General features: G+C 42.3%; 18 protein-coding genes and 2 pseudogenes. 8 read left to right on the top strand and 12 right to left on the bottom strand.

Annotated elements, in window-relative coordinates:
* The 4 genes from B7700_RS11105 to B7700_RS11225 form a co-directional block, all read right to left on the bottom strand.
* Positions 1 to 6,307 (bottom strand): accessory Sec-dependent serine-rich glycoprotein adhesin (locus B7700_RS11105; protein ID WP_158086131.1); only part of this gene is annotated, 6,307 nt, incomplete at its 3' end.
* Positions 6,308 to 6,787: 480 nt separating this feature from the next.
* Complete coding sequence (locus tag B7700_RS01355; RefSeq protein ID WP_001025437.1) at positions 6,788 to 8,332, bottom strand: peptide chain release factor 3; 1,545 nt, start codon at positions 8,330 to 8,332, stop codon at positions 6,788 to 6,790.
* Between the two features lie 143 nt (positions 8,333 to 8,475).
* Positions 8,476 to 9,168 (bottom strand): YwaF family protein, encoded by a 693-nt coding sequence (locus B7700_RS01350; RefSeq protein WP_084886623.1) that lies wholly within the window; start codon positions 9,166 to 9,168, stop codon positions 8,476 to 8,478.
* A gap of 251 nt (positions 9,169 to 9,419) precedes the next feature.
* Positions 9,420 to 9,494, bottom strand: coding sequence for a hypothetical protein (locus B7700_RS11225; protein WP_239822541.1), 75 nt, complete (start codon positions 9,492 to 9,494; stop codon positions 9,420 to 9,422).
* A gap of 401 nt (positions 9,495 to 9,895) precedes the next feature.
* Here B7700_RS11225 and gatC point away from each other — a divergent pair, with 401 nt between their 5' ends.
* The 8 genes and pseudogenes from gatC to nusB all read left to right on the top strand — a co-directional run bounded on the left by gatC (position 9,896) and on the right by nusB (position 15,339).
* Positions 9,896 to 10,198: an Asp-tRNA(Asn)/Glu-tRNA(Gln) amidotransferase subunit GatC gene (gene gatC, locus B7700_RS01345; protein WP_000705411.1), complete on the top strand. Its 303-nt coding sequence runs from the start codon at positions 9,896 to 9,898 to the stop codon at positions 10,196 to 10,198.
* Complete coding sequence (gatA, locus tag B7700_RS01340) at positions 10,198 to 11,664, top strand: Asp-tRNA(Asn)/Glu-tRNA(Gln) amidotransferase subunit GatA (RefSeq protein ID WP_084886622.1); 1,467 nt, start codon at positions 10,198 to 10,200, stop codon at positions 11,662 to 11,664. The genes gatC and gatA overlap by 1 nt, the downstream gene beginning before the upstream one ends.
* Positions 11,664 to 13,109, top strand: coding sequence for an Asp-tRNA(Asn)/Glu-tRNA(Gln) amidotransferase subunit GatB (gene gatB, locus B7700_RS01335; protein ID WP_084886619.1), 1,446 nt, complete (start codon positions 11,664 to 11,666; stop codon positions 13,107 to 13,109). Before gatA ends, gatB begins: the two co-directional genes overlap by 1 nt.
* Positions 13,110 to 13,152: 43 nt before the next feature.
* The gene (locus B7700_RS01330; RefSeq protein WP_084886618.1) at positions 13,153 to 13,548 is read left to right on the top strand and encodes a hypothetical protein; all 396 of its coding nucleotides are present in this window, start codon (positions 13,153 to 13,155) and stop codon (positions 13,546 to 13,548) included.
* 108 nt (positions 13,549 to 13,656) lie between these two features.
* Positions 13,657 to 13,818: pseudogene (locus B7700_RS11400) on the top strand (GatB/YqeY domain-containing protein); the annotation flags it as partial.
* Positions 13,819 to 13,955: 137 nt separating this feature from the next.
* Positions 13,956 to 14,516, top strand: a complete 561-nt coding sequence (efp, locus tag B7700_RS01320; protein WP_000568643.1) for an elongation factor P — start codon at positions 13,956 to 13,958, stop codon at positions 14,514 to 14,516.
* Between the two features lie 21 nt (positions 14,517 to 14,537).
* Positions 14,538 to 14,927: an Asp23/Gls24 family envelope stress response protein gene (locus tag B7700_RS01315; RefSeq protein WP_020902992.1), complete on the top strand. Its 390-nt coding sequence runs from the start codon at positions 14,538 to 14,540 to the stop codon at positions 14,925 to 14,927.
* Positions 14,920 to 15,339, top strand: a complete 420-nt coding sequence (gene nusB, locus B7700_RS01310; protein WP_000203637.1) for a transcription antitermination factor NusB — start codon at positions 14,920 to 14,922, stop codon at positions 15,337 to 15,339. The genes B7700_RS01315 and nusB overlap by 8 nt, the downstream gene beginning before the upstream one ends.
* 52 nt (positions 15,340 to 15,391) lie before the next feature.
* Here the strand turns inward: nusB and B7700_RS01305 are convergent.
* The 8 genes and pseudogenes from B7700_RS01305 to fabF form a co-directional block, all read right to left on the bottom strand.
* Positions 15,392 to 16,118 (bottom strand): annotated as a pseudogene (locus tag B7700_RS01305) (lysostaphin resistance A-like protein).
* A gap of 18 nt (positions 16,119 to 16,136) precedes the next feature.
* Positions 16,137 to 16,343, bottom strand: a complete 207-nt coding sequence (locus tag B7700_RS11485; protein ID WP_033682759.1) for a hypothetical protein — start codon at positions 16,341 to 16,343, stop codon at positions 16,137 to 16,139.
* 132 nt (positions 16,344 to 16,475) lie between these two features.
* Positions 16,476 to 17,243 (bottom strand): acetyl-CoA carboxylase carboxyl transferase subunit alpha, encoded by a 768-nt coding sequence (locus B7700_RS01295; RefSeq protein ID WP_084886616.1) that lies wholly within the window; start codon positions 17,241 to 17,243, stop codon positions 16,476 to 16,478.
* On the bottom strand, positions 17,240 to 18,106 hold the full coding sequence (gene accD, locus B7700_RS01290; RefSeq protein ID WP_081529523.1) for an acetyl-CoA carboxylase, carboxyltransferase subunit beta: 867 nt from the start codon (positions 18,104 to 18,106) through the stop codon (positions 17,240 to 17,242). Before accD ends, B7700_RS01295 begins: the two co-directional genes overlap by 4 nt.
* Positions 18,107 to 18,142: 36 nt before the next feature.
* On the bottom strand, positions 18,143 to 19,510 hold the full coding sequence (gene accC, locus B7700_RS01285; RefSeq protein WP_084886614.1) for an acetyl-CoA carboxylase biotin carboxylase subunit: 1,368 nt from the start codon (positions 19,508 to 19,510) through the stop codon (positions 18,143 to 18,145).
* 11 nt (positions 19,511 to 19,521) lie between these two features.
* Positions 19,522 to 19,944: a 3-hydroxyacyl-ACP dehydratase FabZ gene (fabZ, locus tag B7700_RS01280; protein ID WP_084886612.1), complete on the bottom strand. Its 423-nt coding sequence runs from the start codon at positions 19,942 to 19,944 to the stop codon at positions 19,522 to 19,524.
* Positions 19,941 to 20,426 carry an acetyl-CoA carboxylase biotin carboxyl carrier protein gene (gene accB / locus B7700_RS01275; RefSeq protein WP_084886610.1) on the bottom strand — a complete coding sequence of 162 codons (486 nt, stop codon included), beginning with the start codon at positions 20,424 to 20,426 and terminating at the stop codon, positions 19,941 to 19,943. The genes fabZ and accB overlap by 4 nt, the downstream gene beginning before the upstream one ends.
* Before the next feature lie 2 nt (positions 20,427 to 20,428).
* Positions 20,429 to 21,664, bottom strand: a complete 1,236-nt coding sequence (gene fabF / locus B7700_RS01270) for a beta-ketoacyl-ACP synthase II (protein WP_084886608.1) — start codon at positions 21,662 to 21,664, stop codon at positions 20,429 to 20,431.
* Positions 21,665 to 21,673 lie beyond the last annotated feature (9 nt).

Below are 21,673 nucleotides of genomic sequence, written 5' to 3'. Positions count from 1 at the left end.
TAGTGCTTGCTGAAGCTGATGCGCTTGTCGATGCTGAAGCCGACGCGCTTGTACTTGCTGATGCTGATGCGCTTGTTGACGCCGAAGCTGACGCACTTGTTGACGCTGATGCTGATGCGCTTGTACTTGCTGAAGCTGACGCGCTTGTTGACGCTGATGCTGATGCGCTTGTTGACGCTGATGCTGATGCGCTTGTCGATGCTGAAGCTGATGCACTTGTTGACGCTGATGCTGATGCGCTTGTCGATGCTGAGGCTGATGCGCTTGTTGATGCTGAAGCTGATGCACTTGTCGATGCTGAGGCTGATGCACTTGTCGATGCTGAAGCTGATGCGCTTGTTGACGCTGAAGCTGACGCACTTGTACTTGCTGAAGCTGACGCGCTTGTTGACGCTGAAGCTGACGCACTTGTACTTGCTGAAGCTGATGCGCTTGTTGATGCCGAAGCTGATGCGCTTGTTGACGCTGAGGCTGATGCGCTTGTACTTGCTGAAGCTGATGCGCTTGTGCTTGCTGAAGCCGACGCGCTTGTTGATGCCGAAGCTGATGCACTTGTACTTGCTGAGGCCGACGCACTTGTACTTGCTGAAGCTGACGCGCTTGTTGACGCTGAAGCTGACGCACTTGTTGACGCTGAAGCTGATGCGCTTGTCGATGCTGAAGCCGACGCGCTAGTGCTTGCTGAAGCTGATGCACTTGTCGATGCTGAAGCCGACGCGCTTGTACTTGCTGAAGCTGATGCGCTTGTTGACGCTGAGGCTGATGCGCTTGTACTTGCCGAAGCCGATGCGCTTGTGCTTGCTGATGCTGATGCACTTGTACTTGCTGAAGCTGATGCGCTTGTTGACGCTGATGCTGATGCGCTTGTACTTGCTGAAGCTGACGCGCTTGTACTTGCTGAGGCTGACGCACTTGTTGATGCTGAAGCCGATGCGCTTGTACTTGCTGAAGCTGACGCACTTGTTGATGCTGAAGCCGACGCACTTGTTGACGCTGAAGCCGACGCGCTTGTACTTGCTGAAGCTGACGCGCTTGTCGATGCTGAAGCCGACGCACTTGTGCTTGCTGAAGCTGACGCACTTGTGCTTGCTGAAGCTGATGCGCTTGTACTTGCTGAGGCTGATGCACTTGTACTTGCTGAGGCTGACGCTGATGTGCGTGCTGAAGCTGATGCGCTTGTACTTGCTGATTCAGAGGCAGATGTGCTTGCCGAAGCTGACTCAGAACGATATTTCTTGTCTGAAACAGTTTCATCTTGACTATAGACCGTTGGTGCATACGGTTGACTACCAGATGTTACTTTAGCATTATCTTTATAATAAACTGTTGCAACACCATTCTCACTTACGTCAATACTAGAAATACGATCCCGACCATTTGGAGTCACTTTATCATGAGCTTTTCTTATTTCTTCACGAACGTTTTCCTTATCAGTTTCTGTTAAGTGATTTTTATCCTTAACTTCTGTCAGATTAATAGCAGGCTTCTTAAACAAGTTTTGCAACTGATCTTGCTGAATGCGAATTTCTCCTACATCAACAGTGTTGCCACTAGGATCTGTAGCAGTGAGCCAACGTCCCCAGGTGTTCCCTGATTTCCACGCAAGATCTTTATTAGCAACCGCATTAATAGTAAATGTGGTCTGGTCATCATTGGTTAAAGTATTGATAATATTTGTGATAGGACCAGTTCCCCACTCAGGTGTGTTTTCGAAGAAATCTGTCAAATCTTTTCTATTACCAGAAACCTTTAAGGTAACTAACTTACCACTGTTATCTTTACCTGTATAAGTAATCTGGATTTTATCTCCAGCATAGAACAAATAGCGACCATTGCCATCTCTCTTAGGCTCTTGACCATTTACTGTTACAGTATAAGTAATTGTTGGTTTCACACGTTCAGGAGTAATCGCACTTGTCGTTACTTCTGAATTCAGACCAGCAACTGTAGATTTAGCTGTTACATCACCTGTCGGAAGAAGACCGTTATTGCCGTCGTAAGCTTTTTTCAGGTCAGTAGGTTCAAATGTCACACTTGTTTCATTGGCCTTAGCTCTCTTCTCGAACGTATGGCCTGCTAAAGTCAAGGTTACAAGAGCTCCAGGCGTTACATTCGTAACAACGATCGAACGATTTGGCAAACCACCCGTTTCATTAGTAGAACCTACTGAGATAGCTGGTGCTTGTGGATTTACCCTCACAGTAACAGGGACATTTTGTTTAACTCTAACACCTGTTGAGTCTGCAGGTAACTCTATCTCCACTTGTTTGGTAAAGGTTCCAACTGTCGTAAGTGACGGAGCACCGTCTACCCACTTATAATTAGTAAGTGCTGCATTAAAATCTGGATTTCCAGAAAAATTAGTAACAACTTCCTTAGGATTTGCTACAGCTTGTTTATAAGCTGGTTCATTGGTTTTATTCTGCGTAAAAGTATAAGAACGATTTGTTCCAAATTTATAGACATCATGAACAACATCAACGGTCTTACTTAATTTAACAGCGTCTCCCGCACCCATACGACCAACAGGATAAGTAAAGGTGACTTGGTAGTTGTGTCGACCTGTTTCTGCTGTGCTAATCGGTGAATTTGCTACAGCCTGGCCATTGTTTCTCCAAGTTTGACTAGCTCCACTTGGATAGTCATCACTTCCTTCTTTATTCACATAATCGTGCCATAAAGTACCGTTATGAGGAGCCGTCCCTTGAATATCATTAACCGGTCCTTTAGGGGCAATCGTAGCCAAGACCTTATAGTTGACCGTCACATCATCGGTTGAACCATCCGAATAAGTAACACGCGCAACAGCACTCTTTGTCCCAGTAGTCGAATTGTCAATCGTATTTGTCCATTTAACCGTCGCTCCTGCAGGCAGAGATTTACCACCTTCAAGTTGAACAAAGTTAGCTGCATTTCCCAAGTCTTCTGCTGTTTCACCCGCATAGGTATAAATAGTGTCTACTTTAGAAACCGCATTATACTTATCCGTTTGATCCTTGACAACAAACTTGATGTAACCTTCGTTATTATCAGTACTATTTGATGTATTCTGGTTATCCGTAGTTACGAGTTTACGTTCAGTAAATGCCCCTTTTTGCAAACTTTTATTTAGAGTACCTGTCAAGGTAATCGTAGCATTATCTTGGTTTGTCGTAGAAGTGATGGTATTAGAACGTGTTACCCCAGTGAAACCACCGTAATCATTAGCAGTTCCACTACCAGTTCCATCACTGGTCCCATCAGGTCTAGTAAACTTCAATGAATTGAGTTTTCCAGAGTCATCCGTCGCTTTTAGAGTAATATTGACTGATTCATTACGATAAAGATAGATTTCTTTCGTTGCCGGATTGTCGTAAGGAATGACTAACTTAGGACGTTCGTTGACTGTTACTGACTGTGGAATGTCATCACTCTTCGTTCCGTCCTTATAGACTATTTTTGCTGTACCATTGTCTTGAACTTCAATATCCTTGATTCTGAAGGTCTCTTGATTGTTTTTAGCATAAATAGCAGCCTTAACCGCTTTCTTCTCAAGCTCCGTCAGGCTATTCTTATTTACTACAGGCGTAAACTCAGGGTTTTTAATTGTAAATTCTGGTTCATGCTTGTAACGCTCATTCAAAGGACGTTGCTTGATAAAGAAGTTCCCTGTACTGTTATCCCCCGGAATCGTAACGTTCCCTGCTTTATCTGTTGCTACTGCATTACGACGCCATTCATTTTTAGGAGCATAAGTCAAATCATCTTTCATATGCCCAGTTGCAGTTATGACTGCCGGATTAGACTCAGTCGCAACGAGATTCCCATTTGGATCTGATAGAGAAGTAGCTGTCCCAGTCCCGTAACTATTATCTCCAAAGATGTTTTGAGCCATTTCTGACGCTGGTCTATAACCATCAGCCTGTGCTACAAGTTTAAACTCCCTCAGTTTTCCCTTATTATCTACGGCTTTCATTTCAAAACCGATATCATCACCTGCATAGTAATAGTAATATTTATCTCCTGCTATACCTCCTGTTTCTGCAGCTAGAGGTTTACCATTACGGGTCGCAGTAACGGTTATTACTGGAGGTATTTTTTCCTTCTCTAAAGAAGCATTGATTGTGCTTGATGTACCATCACGATAAGTAACTGTAATGGTGCCATCAGTATCAACTTCAATTTTCGACTTAGTTCCAGGATATGATAAAGTCAACTTCCCATTTTCAGCATAAGATAAATTTGATTGTGTACCAGCTTTTACTACATCTTGATTAGACAATAAATCATTTTTATTGGCCTCATTGTGGATAAAGTTATTATATACTTCCTTCACTTCATCTGGTGTCAAATGGTCCAAATCAGAAACCTGAACAGTATCTCCACTTTGAACATTATGACGCTCATTGAAACCTTTGATGGTGTAGGTAAGAGTAGTCTCAGATGATCTACCACCCCAATCTGATGCACCAATACGATAGCTATAGGTTTTTCCTACTACAGCGGATGCCTCACCGTTACCTACAGTACCTGATATACCCGTTCCAATATCTTTAATTTCCTTTGTTTGATTTAACCATGGGCTTCCAGTACTAGGAACGTAAGGATTATATCTCGGATTGGGTCGATTTATTTCTTGTCCCATCAATTGTCCGCCATAAGTGACTCCGGGAATGGCATCCTGCTTGATAATTCCATATTGGCGGATACTAGCTCCATTTTTTAAAATAGGAAGCTCATGAACGAAATAATCATCATTATAAACATCAAAATGAGTTCCATTATTATTCTGGATAATTGGACCTGATTTACTCACAGAAGGTGGTGGTGTCGGTTTTGTTTCATTATAGCCAGTTGGAACACTTGCCGATTGAACTGCCGATCCATTCCCTGGAGTATTTTCATAAATAGGAGCAGAACTTACTTGAACCTGCATATTGGCAGTCGCAGTCGGAACATTATTATCGTATTTAACTCTTACTACAACTTGTCCCTCTAAATTCCGGTTTTGGCCATGACGATAACTATAACCTGCCTCTAAACCATGTGCATATGTTTTTTCCATTGAACTACCGTTAAAGGTCGCACTTTGGACATGTCCACCTTTACCGACTTCGATTTTTACACCGACATGACTCAAGGCACTATCAGCATGGACATTCATGGTGTATGTCGCGATTCCAGTAGCCTTATCAAAAGTAGCAGTTGGACCACTTACATTCATGCGGCCATCTCCCTGCTGAGGAGCCCAACTTGCTCTTAGAGAAGCATCACGCAACATGGCTTTTCCATTACGAGCATCACGCGCGCCTGAATTGGCTCTCAAAACGGCATTAACAATGGAATTACGAGCTAAGGTTGCTTTTTGCACCACTGCTGTCAAATCACTAGTTGGATCAGCCAAGGCCTTTTCAATTTCAGTTACCGCAGCGTTGACCTTAGTGATAGCCGAGTCAGTATTTGGTAAGCCAACAGCTTTAGCTAGATACTCACCCATCTCAGCTGAAAGTTTTGTCAACTTCTTACGATTGTCATCTTGTTGCTTAGCTGAAACTTCTGCTGTTGCGACAGCACCAGCAGTAACTCCTACGATACTAGTCGTGGTAGAAGTTGATTGAGCAGCGCTCGCACTAACCTTCCCATCAATTTCAGTTGCCTTTAGTAGAGCAGAATCAATTTTAAGGCCAGTTGATTCTTTTGATACAGAAGCATCTCGGTCAGTTGCTGGCGCAGAAGTGCTCTGTTCACCCGATAAACTAGCCACCAACGAGAAACTACCCGGCTCACTTGTTGTTTGACTAATACTAGTAGAGCTGCTGACAGATGCACTATTCGAAGTACTTGCTGAGGCACTGGCAGAAGTACTCGTCGAAGCACTGGCTGACGAACTCTTAGATACAGATTCTGACATCGAAGTGCTTTCGCTCAAAGAAGTAGACAAGCTAGCAGAATTCTCTGAATTACTTACAGATGTCGTACCCAAAACTACTGTATCATTTGTAACCAAAAGATCTGGATTTTCCAGTGTTTTTTCCACGGCTACTGTTTCATTTGCAAATACTTTTGTTTGAGTAGCAACAGTACCACCTAAAACAGCCCCTGTGGCAGCAATCCCCTTGATAATATCCAGACCTGTAATAGAAGGATTCACTTTATCCTCTACTACTTCTGTCATGACTTGAGTCGTGTCTACACCACCGCGCAAGACCTTGAACAAACCAAAAAGAGAGGTTGAAGCTCGCAACCAATGTTTCCCTGATTTGATCAACTTATACCGCGTTACTCGGTCGGTTTCTCTATACTCACCTTTCTGACGTCTAAAAAACATGTTTCACTCCTTCGTTCTTACTTAAAAGCGGACAATCCACCCAATTCTAATCATACTTTAACAGTATACTCTAAGCGCAAACGATAGTCAAGATATTATATTGTTTTTTTCAAAAAAATACGAGGTTCCAAATCTATTTATATATGAAAAAGTCATTTCTATAATAGGAACCCCTCCAAAAAGAATCAAACCTATTTTAACATTCCCTTCTTTTAAATTCATACTATAAAAATAAAACTATAACAGAGACCATGACATCAACAAACTTACCTCCCTGAGCGTTCTTATATTTCATATTTTAAAAACAAAAAAGCTGTGAATCATGACATCCACAGCAGTTACAAATTTTCAAACCACTACACTGAGTTTGACAAATCGATTCCATTTACAAAACGAAGTTAGTGAGGCAGTTAACTAGTTCGCCAAATAGCGACTAGCGTCCAACAATTAGGAACTTTAGTTCCAATTGTTGGTACTGAGTTACATCTTTTCCTCCAACTCTACGTCTGGATACTTATCTGCAAACCAGCGGAGGGCAAAGTCATTTTCAAAGAGAAAGACTGGTTGGTCGAAACGGTCTTTAGCCAAGATATTTCGGCTTGATGACATTCGTTCATCCAAGTCCTCAGGCTTGATCCAACGAACAGTCTTTTTACCCATCGGGCTCATGACCACTTCCGCATTGTACTCACCTTCCATACGGTGCTTAAAGACTTCAAACTGGAGTTGACCTACAGCTCCCAGCATGTATTCGCCTGTTTGGTAATTCTTATAAAGCTGAATAGCACCTTCTTGTACCAATTGCTCAATCCCCTTGTGGAAAGATTTTTGCTTCATGACATTCTTAGCAGAAACTTTCATGAAAATTTCAGGAGTAAAGGTTGGCAGTGGTTCAAACTCAAACTTGTTTTTTCCAACTGTTAAAGTGTCCCCAACCTGATAAGTACCTGTATCGTAAACCCCGATAATATCACCTGCCACAGCATTAGTCACATTCTCACGACTTTCCGCCATAAACTGAGTAACATTAGATAGTTTGGCACCCTTACCAGTACGAGGCAGATTGACACTCATCCCGCGCTCAAACTCACCCGAAACGATACGGACAAAGGCAATACGGTCACGGTGACGAGGGTCCATGTTGGCTTGGATTTTAAAGACAAATCCTGAGAAATCCTTGTCGTAAGGATCCACAATTTCACCGTCTGTTTTCTTGTGACCATGTGGTTCTGGAGCAAACTTAAGGAAGGTTTCAAGGAAGGTTTGCACGCCAAAGTTAGTAAGAGCTGAACCGAAGAAGACTGGCGTCAATTCTCCAGCTAGAATAGCTTCCTCTGAAAACTCATTTCCAGCTTCATTTAAAAGCTCAATATCATCCTTGACTTGCTCGTAGAAAGGATTACTACCAAAAAGCTTGTCCCCATCTTCTAGACTAGCGAAACGCTCATCCCCCTTGTAGAGCTCCAAGCGTTGGTTATAGAGATCATACAAGCCCTCAAAGGCTTTCCCCATCCCGATTGGCCAGTTCATTGGGTAACTAGCAATGCCCAAGACTTCTTCCAATTCTTGCAAGAGATCCAGCGGCTCACGACCGTCACGGTCCAGCTTGTTCATAAAGGTGAAGACTGGAATGCCACGGTGTTTCACAACCTCAAATAATTTTTTAGTTTGAGCCTCGATACCCTTGGCAGAGTCCACGACCATGACCGCAGCATCCACCGCCATCAAAGTACGATAGGTGTCTTCTGAGAAGTCCTCGTGTCCTGGTGTGTCTAGGATATTCACACGCTTGCCATCGTAGTCAAATTGCATAACAGATGAGGTCACCGAAATCCCACGTTGCTTCTCGATATCCATCCAGTCAGACTTGGCAAAAGTCCCTGTTTTCTTTCCTTTTACGGTACCAGCCTCACGAATCTCGCCCCCAAAGTAGAGCAACTGCTCAGTAATGGTTGTTTTCCCCGCGTCAGGGTGGGAGATGATAGCAAAGGTACGACGTTTCTTAATTTCTTCTTGAATATTCATAAGTTCTCTTTCTTTGATTCTCTATTTTTCTTGTTTCAATAGCTAAGAATGATTTCTACATTGGATTTTACCATTCCTTTCAACACTCCATTATATCGGATTTTGAGGAGTTTTTCAATTGCTCATCCGATGAAAAAAGTAAGCTAGAGCACTGATTTCACCTGTCTTCTCTTTTTCCACCGTTTTTTGAATAAGATATCAAAAAGAACCAGAGCCAGTGAAAGGATGACAGACACAAGTAGGTACTTTAGCCACAGGGGGGCATCAGGAATAAAAGGTGTCTTATTTAACAAGCCATAATTCCCACCAGTCACCTGATTAACCCCAACTAGAAAGAGATTGAGGATAAAGGTATAGGCTACAATCATATATTTCTTGAGTAGGCTCTTGTCATAGTGATTCATCAAGTAGACCAAGGAATTCACTAAAAGTGCATAGTGCCCAATCAAAAATGAAAAACTAGTGATATGGGGGAAGTCATAGGGGTCAAAAACTGGGTAAACCAGTGCAAAGACAGCTCCACTTGCTCCTAAGAGGGCAAAGTACTGCTTGCTTTTCCATTTATCAGGCAAGAAAACCACAGCAAACATAGCTAAACGGCAATGATAAAATGGGAGACTATTAGAAAAGGGAATCCCAAAACCAACATACCAACTATAGAGTGCTAGCAACTGGAGGATCTGAATCCCCTTAAACAAGTATACAAATTTCGGATTTTTGTGATAAGCAAGTGCCCCATAAATACAAAGCATTAAGACCAGCATCATAACCCCATACCAAAAAAGCGAAATGGGAGGAGGGACCGTCTGAGATCTGGTGATAAATTGATGAAACATGTTACTATCCTAACTCTTATTTTTCTTTTTTCTAGTTTAACCATTATAGCGGATTAAAAACGATTTTTCAATTTCTATTTTATATCAGACACTGCTAAAGTAGAACAATTCCCCTTGCAATTTTTCAAATAAATGTTACAATAAATATAGAAAAAGGTGTTGCGACAACAACACCCCACAGAGCCGTTTAAGACGGTGGCTGTAATTACATAACTAAAAAATAGCTCGTTAACTCGCCAAAGTTAGGACGGCTATTTTTTTGTCCCTTTTACCAATTCAAGGATAAACTTCAGGAGCGTGATAACAAAGTTACCAGCTACAAACATGAGTGTCAAAACCTCAAAAGGGAGGCAAATCTGGTTACTACTTTCCACTAAATACTCTTCGAAAATCAAATTCAAACTGCGTCAGCTTCGCCTTGCCGTACTAAAGTACAGTCTGCGGCTAGCTTCCTAGTTTGCTCTTTGATTTTCATTGAGTATAAGATTTTACAGGTTCTGCACATAAGCATCACCATCCTTTCGATTTCGTAACCACCGTCTTCACTTCTCTGTTAAACTATTGTACCATATATTTTCCCCTTTGAAATCCGCTTTTCAAATAAATCATCATTAAAACACATTCTCTATCCTCCGCCAGTCTTTTTTCATCTTTACCTCCCTTATTTATAGGAAAATATGGTAAAATAGAACAGACTAAAAATCATCATTTCACGAAAGGATGCAAGATGAAAATTACGCAAGAAGAGGTAACACACGTTGCCAATCTTTCAAAATTAAAATTCTCTGAAGAAGAAACTGCTGCCTTTGCGACCACCTTGTCTAAGATTGTTGACATGGTTGAATTGCTGGGCGAAGTTGACACAACTGGTGTCGCACCAACTACAACCATGGCTGACCGCAAGACCGTACTCCGCCCTGATGTGGCCGAAGAAGGAACAGACCGCGATCGCTTGTTTAAAAACGTACCTGAAAAAGACAACTACTATATCAAGGTACCAGCTATCCTAGACGATGGAGGAGATGCCTAATGACTTTCAACAATAAAACCATTGAAGACTTGCACAATCTCCTTGTCTCTAAGGAAATTTCTGCAACTGAATTGACCCAAGCAACGCTTGAAGATATCAAGTCTCGCGAGACAGCTATCAACGCCTTTGTCACTATCGCTGAGGAGCAAGCTCTTGCTCAAGCCAAAGCCATTGATGAAGCTGGAATTGACGCTGATAATGTCCTTTCAGGAATTCCACTGGCCGTTAAAGATAATATCTCTACAGACGGAATTCTGACAACTGCAGCCTCAAAAATGCTCTACAACTACGAGCCTATCTTTGATGCAACTGCTGTTACCAATGCAAAAGCTAAGGGAATGATTGTAGTTGGGAAGACCAACATGGACGAATTTGCCATGGGTGGTTCTGGTGAGACTTCTCACTACGGTGCGACTAAAAACGCTTGGGACCAAAACAAGGTTCCTGGTGGCTCATCAAGTGGTTCTGCTGCAGCTGTAGCTTCAGGACAAGTCCGCTTGTCACTTGGTTCTGATACTGGTGGTTCTATCCGCCAACCAGCTGCCTTCAACGGGATCGTTGGTCTCAAACCAACCTACGGAACGGTTTCTCGTTTCGGTCTCATTGCCTTCGGTAGCTCATTAGACCAAATCGGACCTTTTGCTCCTACCGTTAAGGAAAATGCCCTCTTGCTCAACGCTATTGCCAGCGAAGATGCCAAAGACTCTACTTCTGCTCCTGTCCGCATTGCCGACTTTACTTCAAAAATCGGTCAAGACATCAAGGGCATGAAAATTGCGTTGCCTAAGGAATACCTTGGTGAAGGAATTGACCCAGAGGTTAAGGAAACCATTCTAAATGCTGCTAAGCACTTTGAAAAACTGGGTGCTATCGTTGAAGAAGTCAGTCTTCCTCACTCTAAATACGGTGTTGCCGTTTACTACATCATCGCTTCATCAGAAGCTTCATCAAACTTGCAACGTTTTGACGGTATCCGTTACGGCTACCGCGCAGAGGATGCGACCAATCTTGACGAAATCTATGTAAACAGCCGTAGCCAAGGTTTCGGTGAAGAAGTGAAACGTCGTATCATGTTAGGTACTTTCAGCCTTTCATCAGGTTACTACGATGCCTACTACAAAAAAGCTGGTCAGGTCCGTACCCTCATCATCCAAGATTTCGAAAAAGTCTTCGCGGATTACGACTTGATTTTGGGTCCAACTGCTCCAAGTGTTGCTTATGACTTGGATTCTCTCAACCACGATCCAGTTGCTATGTACTTGGCTGACCTCTTGACCATCCCAGTCAACTTAGCTGGTCTGCCAGGAATTTCGATTCCTGCTGGATTCTCTCAAGGTCTACCTGTCGGTCTACAATTGATTGGTCCTAAGTACTCTGAGGAAACCATTTACCAAGCTGCTGCTGCTTTTGAGGCAACAACAGACTACCACAAACAACAACCCGTGATTTTTGGAGGTGACAACTAATGAACTTTGAAACAGTCATTGGACTTGAAGTCCACGTAGAGCTCAACACCAATTCAAAAATCTTCTCACCTACTTCTGCCCACTTTGGAAATGACCAAAACGCCAACACTAACGTGATTGACTGGTCTTTCCCAGGAGTTCTGCCAGTTCTCAATAAAGGTGTTGTTGATGCTGGTATTAAGGCAGCTCTTGCCCTCAAAATGGACATCCACAAAAAAATGCACTTTGACCGCAAGAACTACTTCTATCCTGATAATCCTAAAGCCTACCAAATTTCTCAGTTTGATGAACCAATCGGTTATAACGGTTGGATTGAAGTCGAGCTAGAAGACGGTACGACTAAAAAAATCGGTATCGAACGTGCTCATCTAGAGGAAGACGCTGGTAAGAATACCCATGGTACAGATGGCTACTCTTATGTTGACCTCAACCGACAAGGGGTGCCCTTGATTGAGATTGTATCTGAAGCTGACATGCGTTCGCCAGAAGAAGCTTATGCTTATCTAACAGCCCTCAAGGAGGTTATCCAATACGCTGGTATTTCTGACGTTAAGATGGAAGAAGGTTCGATGCGTGTGGATGCCAACATCTCCCTTCGTCCTTACGGTCAAGAGAAATTTGGTACCAAGACTGAGTTGAAGAACCTCAACTCCTTCTCAAATGTTCGCAAGGGTCTTGAATACGAAGTCCAACGTCAGGCTGAAATCCTTCGCTCAGGTGGTCAAATCCGCCAAGAAACTCGCCGTTACGATGAAGCCAACAAGGCAACCATCCTCATGCGTGTCAAGGAAGGTGCTGCAGACTACCGCTACTTCCCAGAGCCAGACCTACCTCTCTTTGAAATTTCTGACGAGTGGATCGAGGAAATGCGTACAGAGTTGCCAGAGTTTCCAAAAGAACGCCGTGCGCGCTATGTATCTGACCTTGGCTTGTCAGACTACGATGCTAACCAGTTGACTGCAAACAAAGTCACTTCTGACTTCTTTGAAAAAGCTGTCGCCCTAGGTGGTGATGCTAAACAAGTCTCTAACTGGCTCCAAGGTGAAGTCGCTCAATTCTTGAACGCAGAAGGTAAGACACTGGAACAAATCAAATTGACACCAGAAAACTTGGTAGAAATGATTGCCATCATCGAAGACGGCACGATCTCTTCTAAGATTGCCAAGAAAGTCTTTGTCCACCTAGCTAAAAATGGCGGTGGCGCGCGTGAATACGTTGAAAAAGCAGGTATGGTCCAAATCTCAGATCCAGCTGTCTTGATTCCAATTATCCACCAAGTCTTTGCGGATAACGAAGCCGCAGTTGCCGACTTCAAGTCAGGTAAACGTAATGCAGATAAGGCCTTCACAGGATTCCTTATGAAAGCAACCAAAGGCCAAGCCAACCCACAAGTCGCCCTTAAACTCCTTGCACAGGAATTGGCCAAGTTGAAAGAAGATGAATAGCAGACTTTTTATATACCTTTTTCTATTTTAGAAAGAAGAAAAAATGAACAAATTTTTACGATTGCTATTTGTTTTAGTCATCATCGCTATGCTAGGCGCTTCTATACTACAAATTTTCTTTCCATCATACATGGGAAGTCACTCCGGATACGGAATCTCTGCTGGTTGGCAACGAGAAATTGGAATATGGAACCTAGCTGTATTGATTCTTATTCTCGGTGTCAATATTAAGTACGATTGGTTCTATCTACGAATCGTGCTTCTCGCTCTCATCTTCGGTGGGATTGGAATAGGAACAAATCACTTAGTCAATTTTATGGAGTATCATTCTCCTGTAAATGCTATCGGTGCTTTCGAAAATTACTTGCTAGTGACGGGGTGGATTGTTGGGTGGCTCATTGAACACCATTCCATAAAAAAGATAACTGCTAGTAAATAACGACAAGTATATCTTAGATGATTTTTAAAGGTTATAATATAGTTTAATAATCATTCAAATTAAGAGATCTACCTTTTCAATAGCCTCAATCCCATATCCTTCTTGAAGAGCTCAGCTACGACCAAGAAAGTCTTTGTCCACCTGGCTAAAAATGGCGGTGGCGCGCATGAATACGTTGAAAAAGCAGGTATGGTCCAAATTTCATATCCAGCTGTCTTGATTCCAATTATCCACCAAGTCTTTGCCCAGGAATTAGCGAAGTTGAAAGAAGATTAACACGTAAAAGAAACCAGCCCTGAGGTTGGTTTTTTTCTCCCCTACCATCTCCCAATAACTATTTTGGCTTTATTTCCAGAAGATTTTATGGTAAAATGAGGAGTAATAATATTTATTAAAGAGGTAAAAACATGATTGAAGCAAGCAAATTGAAAGCTGGTATGACATTTGAAACTGCAGACGGAAAATTAATCCGCGTTTTGGAAGCTAGCCACCACAAACCAGGTAAAGGGAACACAATCATGCGTATGAAATTACGTGATGTCCGTACTGGTTCTACATTTGACACAAGCTACCGTCCAGAAGAAAAATTCGAACAAGCTATTATCGAAACTGTTCCAGCTCAATACTTGTACAAAATGGATGAAACTGCCTACTTCATGAACACTGAAACTTACGACCAATACGAAATCCCAGTCGTAAACGTTGAAAATGAATTGCTTTACATCCTTGAAAACTCTGATGTGAAAATCCAATTCTACGGAACTGAAGTAATCGGTGTAACTGTACCAACTACTGTTGAATTGACAGTTGCTGAAACACAACCATCTATCAAAGGTGCTACTGTTACAGGTTCTGGTAAACCAGCAACTATGGAAACTGGACTTGTTGTCAACGTTCCAGACTTCATCGAAGCTGGACAAAAATTGATCATCAACACTGCAGAAGGAACTTACGTTTCTCGTGCCTAATCTCTAGAAAGAGGTCATTCTATGGGAATTGAAGAACAATTTGGCGAAATCGTTATCGCTCCACGTGTACTTGAAAAAATCATTGCCATCGCAACTGCTAAAGTTGATGGTGTCCACTCATTTTCAAATAAATCCGTATCTGATACCCTATCAAAACTCTCTCTTGGTCGTGGCGTCTACTTAAAAGAAAGCAATGAAGAGCTAACTGCTGACATCTATCTCTACCTTGAGTACGGTGTGAAAGTACCAAAAGTGGCTCTTGCTATTCAAAAAGCAGTCAAAGATGCTGTCCGTGATATGGCTGATGTGGAACTTTCTGCTGTTAACATCCATGTTGCAGGAATCGTTCCAGATAAAACACCAAAACCTGAGTTGAAAGATCTATTTAACGAGGACTTCCTCAATGACTAGTCCATTATTAGAATCTAGACGCGAACTTCGTAAATGCGCTTTTCAAGCTCTTATGAGCCTTGAATTCGGCACAGATATGGAAACAGCTTGTCACTTTGCCTACACGCATGACCGTGAAGATGCAGATGTGCAAATCCCTGCCTTTCTTCTAAACTTGGTTTCTGGTGTTCAAGCTCAGAAAGACGAGTTGGATAAACAAATCAACCAGCACCTCAAGTCAGGCTGGACAGTTGAACGCTTGACCTTGGTCGAAAAAAACTTACTACGCTTAGGAATCTTTGAAATCACATCATTTGATACACCTCAGCTGGTAGCAGTCAATGAAGCTATTGAACTTGCTAAGAATTTTTCAGATCAAAAATCAGCCCGCTTTATCAATGGACTGCTTAGTCAATTTGTAACTGAAGAATAGTAAATAGAAAAAGTGTTTGACAGACATCAAACACTTTTTTCATTGCCTCCCATTATCTTAAAAAGTGGTAATAGACATAATTATAAACAAAAATCCAGAGGGGGGTTGCATGGTTGAGAAAGTTAAAAAAACTATGGCACAAGATGGTGATTTTTAAGTTCTTTGTCCACCGATATACTAGGGCATAGAAGAGACCGCCTAAACTATAAATAATCAAACTGATAGGATCTCGGTGAGTTAGGATCAAATGACTAAGTCCAAAGATAAGAGCAGATAGAATAACATCCAGATAGTACTTGGACTGGTGGAAAAAGGTATTCATAAAATACCCTCTATGAATCAGTTCCTCCAATATAGGTGCGACAACTACTGTTAAAATAAAACTAAGAACAGTTGATAGAAAAGTTGGTTGTCCATTTGAATAAAGGATAGAAAGTAGCTTTTGAAAAATATACTTGTTATCAACTAAATAATGATACTGTAACTGAAAAAGCATCCACCAATTGACGATCAAAATAAGTAGCCACTAGACCAACTACAAGGTAAAAGAATCTTGACTTCTTTGAACCCTTTTTCTCAAAAATATAGAGCATCTCTTTCTTTTTGAGCCAGTAGATAAATAATAGCAAAAGAGCTGTTAATTCAACTGTTAAAAAGATAAAATAGCCATCTATCCCCCATCCTAAAAACTTAGTGATTTGCACTACCCCTAACTATGGTAGATAAACCGATAGAAATACCAGTGATGTAAAGACTCCCAAATGCCCTAGTTTTTTCATACTTACCCCTTTAATTTATCAGTAGCCAATACCATTAGCACGTCTAGTCGCATGATTCAGTATTGTACTCGAGTCAGTTGCAATGCTATAAGCATAAGGCCAACTCCAATAATAATCATCAACCAACCAAATCATGCCACCACCTGAAGTTTCCTCTAAGTTCTCAGATGAAAGAACTGTAAATGTATCTGTACCTGTCCTATCAAGTACCTCCTTAAAATAAATTTTTGTAAGCTTACATCTACAGTATACATCTTTTTTATCTATTTTATAGTCCATCTCCTCAACTGTCAATTTTTCGGTCTGAACTGCATTTTTCTAAAAAAATGAGACCTTTCTAGCCTCATTTAGTCATTTTTAGTATTTTCTAAATCGTTGGTAACGTTCTTCCAACAACTCCTCGAACGTTTTTTGTGACAGTAAAGCTAGTTCCGTTTGGAGTTCTTTTTTGACACTCTTAATCAGTTCTTTACTAGAAAGTCCTGCTTCAGAAATCACCTTGTCCACCACGTCCATTTCTAACAGTTCATGCGAAGTGATTTTCATCAGTTCTGCCGCTTCCATGGCACGACTGCCATCTTTCCATAGAATGGAAGCAAAACCTTCTGGACTGAGAATGGCATAGATAGAATTTTCCAGCATCCAAACACGGTCTGCGACTGCTAGAGCCAGAGCTCCACCTGAACCACCTTCACCTATAATGATGGCGATAATCGGAACTTTCAGGTCACTCATTTCCATGAGATTGCGAGCAATAGCTTCTCCCTGTCCACGTTCTTCCGCTCCCACACCAGGATAGGCACCTGCAGTATTGATAAAGGTCACAACTGGACGGCCAAATTTTTCAGCTTGTTTCATCAACCGTAGGGCCTTGCGATAGCCTTCTGGATGTGGTTGTCCAAAATTCCGTTTGAGGTTGTCTTGCAAGCTCTTGCCTTTTTGGATACCAACTACTGTTACAGCTTGTTCCCCAAGCCAGCCAATACCACCAACAACTGCACCATCATCACGAAAAGAACGGTCACCGTGTAATTGGATAAATTCATCAAAAATGCCTGTCGCAAAGTCCAAGGTTGTCAAGCGACTCTGCTCACGCGCTTCTCTGACTATTTTTGCAATATTCATCTAGGACCACCTCCATGCAATCTGACTAGGCTAGCAATCGTATCTGGCAAGTCTCTTCTTTTGACAATAGCATCCACAAAGCCATGTTCCAATAGGAATTCTGCCTTTTGGAAATCCTCAGGCAAGCTTTCACGAACCGTATTTTCAATGACACGGCGCCCAGCAAAACCGACCAAACTCTGTGGTTCAGCCAGAATGATATCGCCTTCCATAGCGAAAGAAGCTGTCACACCACCTGTCGTTGGATCTGTCAAAATGGTCAGATAAAAGAGACCAGCATTTGAATGCCGTTTAACTGCTGCAGAGATCTTGGCCATCTGCATGAGACTCATGATTCCTTCCTGCATACGGGCTCCACCAGAGGCTGTGAAGAGGACAACTGGCAATTTTTCAACAGTCGCATACTCAAATAAACGAGTGATTTTTTCACCTACAACTGTACCCATAGAAGCCATGATAAAATTGGAATCCATAATCCCAAGAGCCACAGTCTGACCTTTAATAAGAGCTGTTCCTGTCACAACGGCTTCATCCAGACCTGTTTTTTCACGCATAGTTGCTAGTTTCTTTTGATAACCAGGGAAATGCAAGGGATCCTTACTTTCAATCCCCGTAAACAATTCCTTGAAGGTTCCCATATCAATCGTCAAAGCCAAGCGTTCTTGGGCAGAAATACGAAAGGTATAGCTACAATGTGGACAGATACGCTCACTTCCCAGATCCTTCTGATAAATGGTATGCTTACAGCCTGGACACTGGGAGAATAATTCATCTGGAACCTCTGGCTTAGCTTGAGGTTTTTCCCTAACCGAACGATTGGGATTGATTCGAATATACTTATCTTTTTTACTAAATAGAGCCATTGATTCCCCTTTTCGGTTTAAACTCTTGAAGTCATTTTATTCTTTTTCTTGATATTTGGGTAAGAAGGTTTCCATCAAGAAGGAAGTATCGTAATCTCCAGCAATGACATTGCGATCTGAAATGAGATCAAGCTGGAAATCTGCATTGGTCTGCACCCCTTCAATTTCTAATTCATAGAGGGCACGTTGCATTTTCATCAAGGCATCAAAACGATTTTCGCCGTGAACGATGATTTTAGCAATCATACTATCATAATAAGGCGGAATGGTATAGCCTGGATAAACTGCTGAATCCACGCGCAAGCCGACTCCTCCACTTGGGAGATAGAGATTGGTAATCTTACCTGGACTTGGAGCAAAGTTGAAGGCTGGATTTTCTGCATTGATACGACACTCGATAGCATGACCACGTAGGACAATATCTTCTTGCTTAACAGACAGAGGCTGACCTGCCGCAATGCGAATCTGTTCCTTAACGATATCCACACCTGAAACAAACTCTGTTACCGGATGTTCCACCTGAACACGAGTATTCATTTCCATGAAATAGAATTTGCCACTGGCTTCATCAAGAAGAAACTCAATGGTCCCTGCATTCTCATAGCCCACAGACTCCGCAGCTCGAACAGCAGCAGCACCAATTTCATTGCGTAGCGTTTTTCCGATTGCAATCGAAGGGCTTTCTTCTAAAACCTTTTGGTTATTCCGTTGTAGTGAACAATCCCGTTCCCCCAAGTGGATTACATTTCCGTGTTCATCTCCTAGGATTTGAACCTCGATGTGACGAGCTGGATAGATAACCCGCTCTATGTACATGGCACCATTGCCATAATTGGCCTTGGCTTCACTAGAGGCAGTTTCAAAGGCTGAAACAAGGTCTTCTGGTTTTTCAACCTTACGAATTCCTTTACCACCACCACCTGCTGAAGCCTTGAGCATCACAGGATAGCCAATTTTTTCAGCAACAATCAAGGCTTCCTCAGAGTTATGCACTTCTCCATCTGAACCTGGAATGACAGGTACACCTGCTTTGATCATCTGAGCACGCGCATTGATCTTATCCCCCATCATATCCATAACATGACCAGACGGGCCGATAAACTTAATCCCCACTTCTTCACACATAGTTGCAAATTTGGAATTTTCACTCAGAAATCCAAAACCTGGGTGAATGGCTTCTGCCTCAGTCAAGACTGCAGCTGATAAAACCGCATTAATATTGAGATAAGACTCTGTTGCCTTACCAGGACCAATACAAACAGCTTCATCTGCCAAAAGCGTATGAAGGGCTTCCTTATCGGCAGTTGAATAGACAGCTACCGTCGCAATTCCTAATTCACGCGCCGCACGGATAATACGAACCGCAATTTCACCACGATTGGCAATTAAAATTTTTCGAAACATGGAGAACCTCCTTAGTTCCCAATTGCAAAGGTAAGTGTACCACTGGCTGCAAGCTTGCCATCCACTTCAGCCTTTGCTTCAACCACAGCAATGGTGCCACGACGTTTTACAAAAGTCGCCGTCATAACCAATTGGTCGCCTGGTACAACTTGCTTCTTGAATTTGACCTTGTCCATACCAGCGTAGAAGACTAGTTTCCCTTTATTTTCAGGCTTAGACAACTCCAAAACACCCGCTGTTTGCGCCAAAGCTTCCATGATCAGAACACCTGGCATGACTGGATGTTGAGGAAAATGACCGTTAAAGAAGGGCTCATTGATGGTCACATTTTTGATGGCAACAATGGTATCCTCGCTCACTTCCAAGACACGGTCCACTAGGAGCATGGGATAACCGTGGGGTAGAGCTTCTTTTATTCCTTGAATATCGATCATTTGATACGTACCAATCCTTTACCAAACTCAACCATTTCTTCGTTAGAAACGAGAATTTCCGTTACCACACCATCCTTAGGTGCAGGAATTTCATTCATGACTTTCATGGCTTCGATAATCACCAATGTTTGGCCTTTTTTGACACTATCACCAACTGAAACGAAGGCAGGTTTATCTGGTCCAGCAGCCAAGTAAGCCACCCCAACAAGTGGGCTCTCTACGACATCTCCCTCAGCAGTCACACTTGCTTCTACTGGCGCCGAAGTTTCTTCCACTACAGTTTCTGCTGGAGCAGATGAAGGCGCTACTGGACTTGGTGTTGCTAGAACGGGCGCTGGAGCGACTTGAGCTGCAACTTCAGGTACAAGTCTAGCTTCATTCTTGCTAAACTGCAACTCATCCGTCCCATTTTTATAAGAAAATTCTCTCAAACTTGACTGGTCAAATTGAGCCATCAAGTCTTTAATATCATTTAAATTCATACTTATTTATTCTCCCAACGTTTGAAAGCAAGAACTGCATTGTGGCCACCAAAACCAAAAGTATTTGAAATAGCGTATGGAATTTCTTGCTCCAAGCCTTGTCCATAAACGACATTGGCTTCGATATAATCTGATACTTCACTTGTTCCAGCTGTCATTGGTACAAAGTTATGACGCATGGCTTCGATTGTGACGATAGCTTCTACCGCGCCTGCAGCACCCAGCAAATGTCCTGTGAATGATTTGGTTGATGATACAGGTACTTCCTTACCAAGAACAGCCACGATCGCACCACTTTCTCCTTTTTCATTAGCAGGAGTTGAGGTTCCGTGAGCATTGACATAGGCTACTTGCTCTGGAGAAATCTCAGCTTCTTCCAAGGCTAGTTTGATGGCCTTGATAGCTCCCTGACCTTCTGGATGTGGTGAAGTCATGTGGTAGGCATCACAAGTATTTCCGTAACCAACCACTTCAGCAAGGATAGTAGCCCCACGTTTTTCAGCGTGTTCAAGGCTTTCAAGAACCAACATCCCAGAACCTTCACCCATGACAAAACCATTACGGTCCTTATCAAATGGAATGGAAGCACGAGTTGGATCCTCTGTAGTTGAGAGAGCAGTTAGGGCTTGGAAACCAGCAATAGCAAAAGGTGTGATAGAGGCTTCTGAACCACCTACCAACATAACGTCTTGGAAACCAAATTTAATTGAGCGGAAGGCATCCCCAATCGCGTCATTTGATGAAGCGCAGGCAGTATTGATGGATTTACAAACACCGTTTGCTCCAAAACGCATAGCAACATTTCCTGAAGCCATATTTGGCAAGGCTTTTGGAAGGGTCAATGGTTTCACACGTTTTGGTCCTTTGTCATTTAGGCGAAGCACTTGATCTTCAATTTCCTTGATTCCACCAATACCAGAAGCCACAATAACACCAAAACGATCCTTGTCAATAGACTCTACATCCAGATTAGCGTGATTGACAGCCTCTTGGGCTGCGTACAAGGCATACAAAGAGTAGTTATCAAAACGATTGGTATCTTTTTTTACAAAGTATTTATCAAAAGGAAAATCTTGGATTTCTGCTGCATTATGCACATCAAAGTCACTATGATCAAATTTTGTAATTGGACCAATTCCGATTTTTCCAGTTGTCAAACTATTCCAAAATTCTTCTGGTGTATTTCCGATTGGAGATGTTACTCCATAACCTGTTACTACTACGCGATTTAGTTTCATCTTTTTCAC

Source organism: Streptococcus mitis, assembly GCF_002096755.1.
Classification (GTDB): domain Bacteria; phylum Bacillota; class Bacilli; order Lactobacillales; family Streptococcaceae; genus Streptococcus; species Streptococcus mitis_AC.
This window is presented reverse-complemented; position numbering and strand designations above follow the sequence as displayed.

Bases quoted from the DNA above. Each gene is read 5' to 3' on its own strand.
- gatB (WP_084886619.1), top strand. From the start codon at position 11,664: ATGAACTTTGAAACAGTCATTGGACTTGAAGTCCACGTAGAGCTCAAC.
- accD (WP_081529523.1), bottom strand. From the start codon at position 18,106: ATGGCTCTATTTAGTAAAAAAGATAAGTATATTCGAATCAATCCCAAT.
- B7700_RS01350 (WP_084886623.1), bottom strand. From the start codon at position 9,168: ATGTTTCATCAATTTATCACCAGATCTCAGACGGTCCCTCCTCCCATT.
- accC (WP_084886614.1), bottom strand. From the start codon at position 19,510: ATGTTTCGAAAAATTTTAATTGCCAATCGTGGTGAAATTGCGGTTCGT.
- nusB (WP_000203637.1), top strand. From the start codon at position 14,920: ATGACTAGTCCATTATTAGAATCTAGACGCGAACTTCGTAAATGCGCT.
- fabZ (WP_084886612.1), bottom strand. From the start codon at position 19,944: ATGATCGATATTCAAGGAATAAAAGAAGCTCTACCCCACGGTTATCCC.
- B7700_RS01295 (WP_084886616.1), bottom strand. From the start codon at position 17,243: ATGAATATTGCAAAAATAGTCAGAGAAGCGCGTGAGCAGAGTCGCTTG.
- B7700_RS01315 (WP_020902992.1), top strand. From the start codon at position 14,538: ATGGGAATTGAAGAACAATTTGGCGAAATCGTTATCGCTCCACGTGTA.
- fabF (WP_084886608.1), bottom strand. From the start codon at position 21,664: ATGAAACTAAATCGCGTAGTAGTAACAGGTTATGGAGTAACATCTCCA.
- B7700_RS01355 (WP_001025437.1), bottom strand. From the start codon at position 8,332: ATGAATATTCAAGAAGAAATTAAGAAACGTCGTACCTTTGCTATCATC.
- B7700_RS01330 (WP_084886618.1), top strand. From the start codon at position 13,153: ATGAACAAATTTTTACGATTGCTATTTGTTTTAGTCATCATCGCTATG.
- efp (WP_000568643.1), top strand. From the start codon at position 13,956: ATGATTGAAGCAAGCAAATTGAAAGCTGGTATGACATTTGAAACTGCA.
- accB (WP_084886610.1), bottom strand. From the start codon at position 20,426: ATGAATTTAAATGATATTAAAGACTTGATGGCTCAATTTGACCAGTCA.
- gatA (WP_084886622.1), top strand. From the start codon at position 10,198: ATGACTTTCAACAATAAAACCATTGAAGACTTGCACAATCTCCTTGTC.
- gatC (WP_000705411.1), top strand. From the start codon at position 9,896: ATGAAAATTACGCAAGAAGAGGTAACACACGTTGCCAATCTTTCAAAA.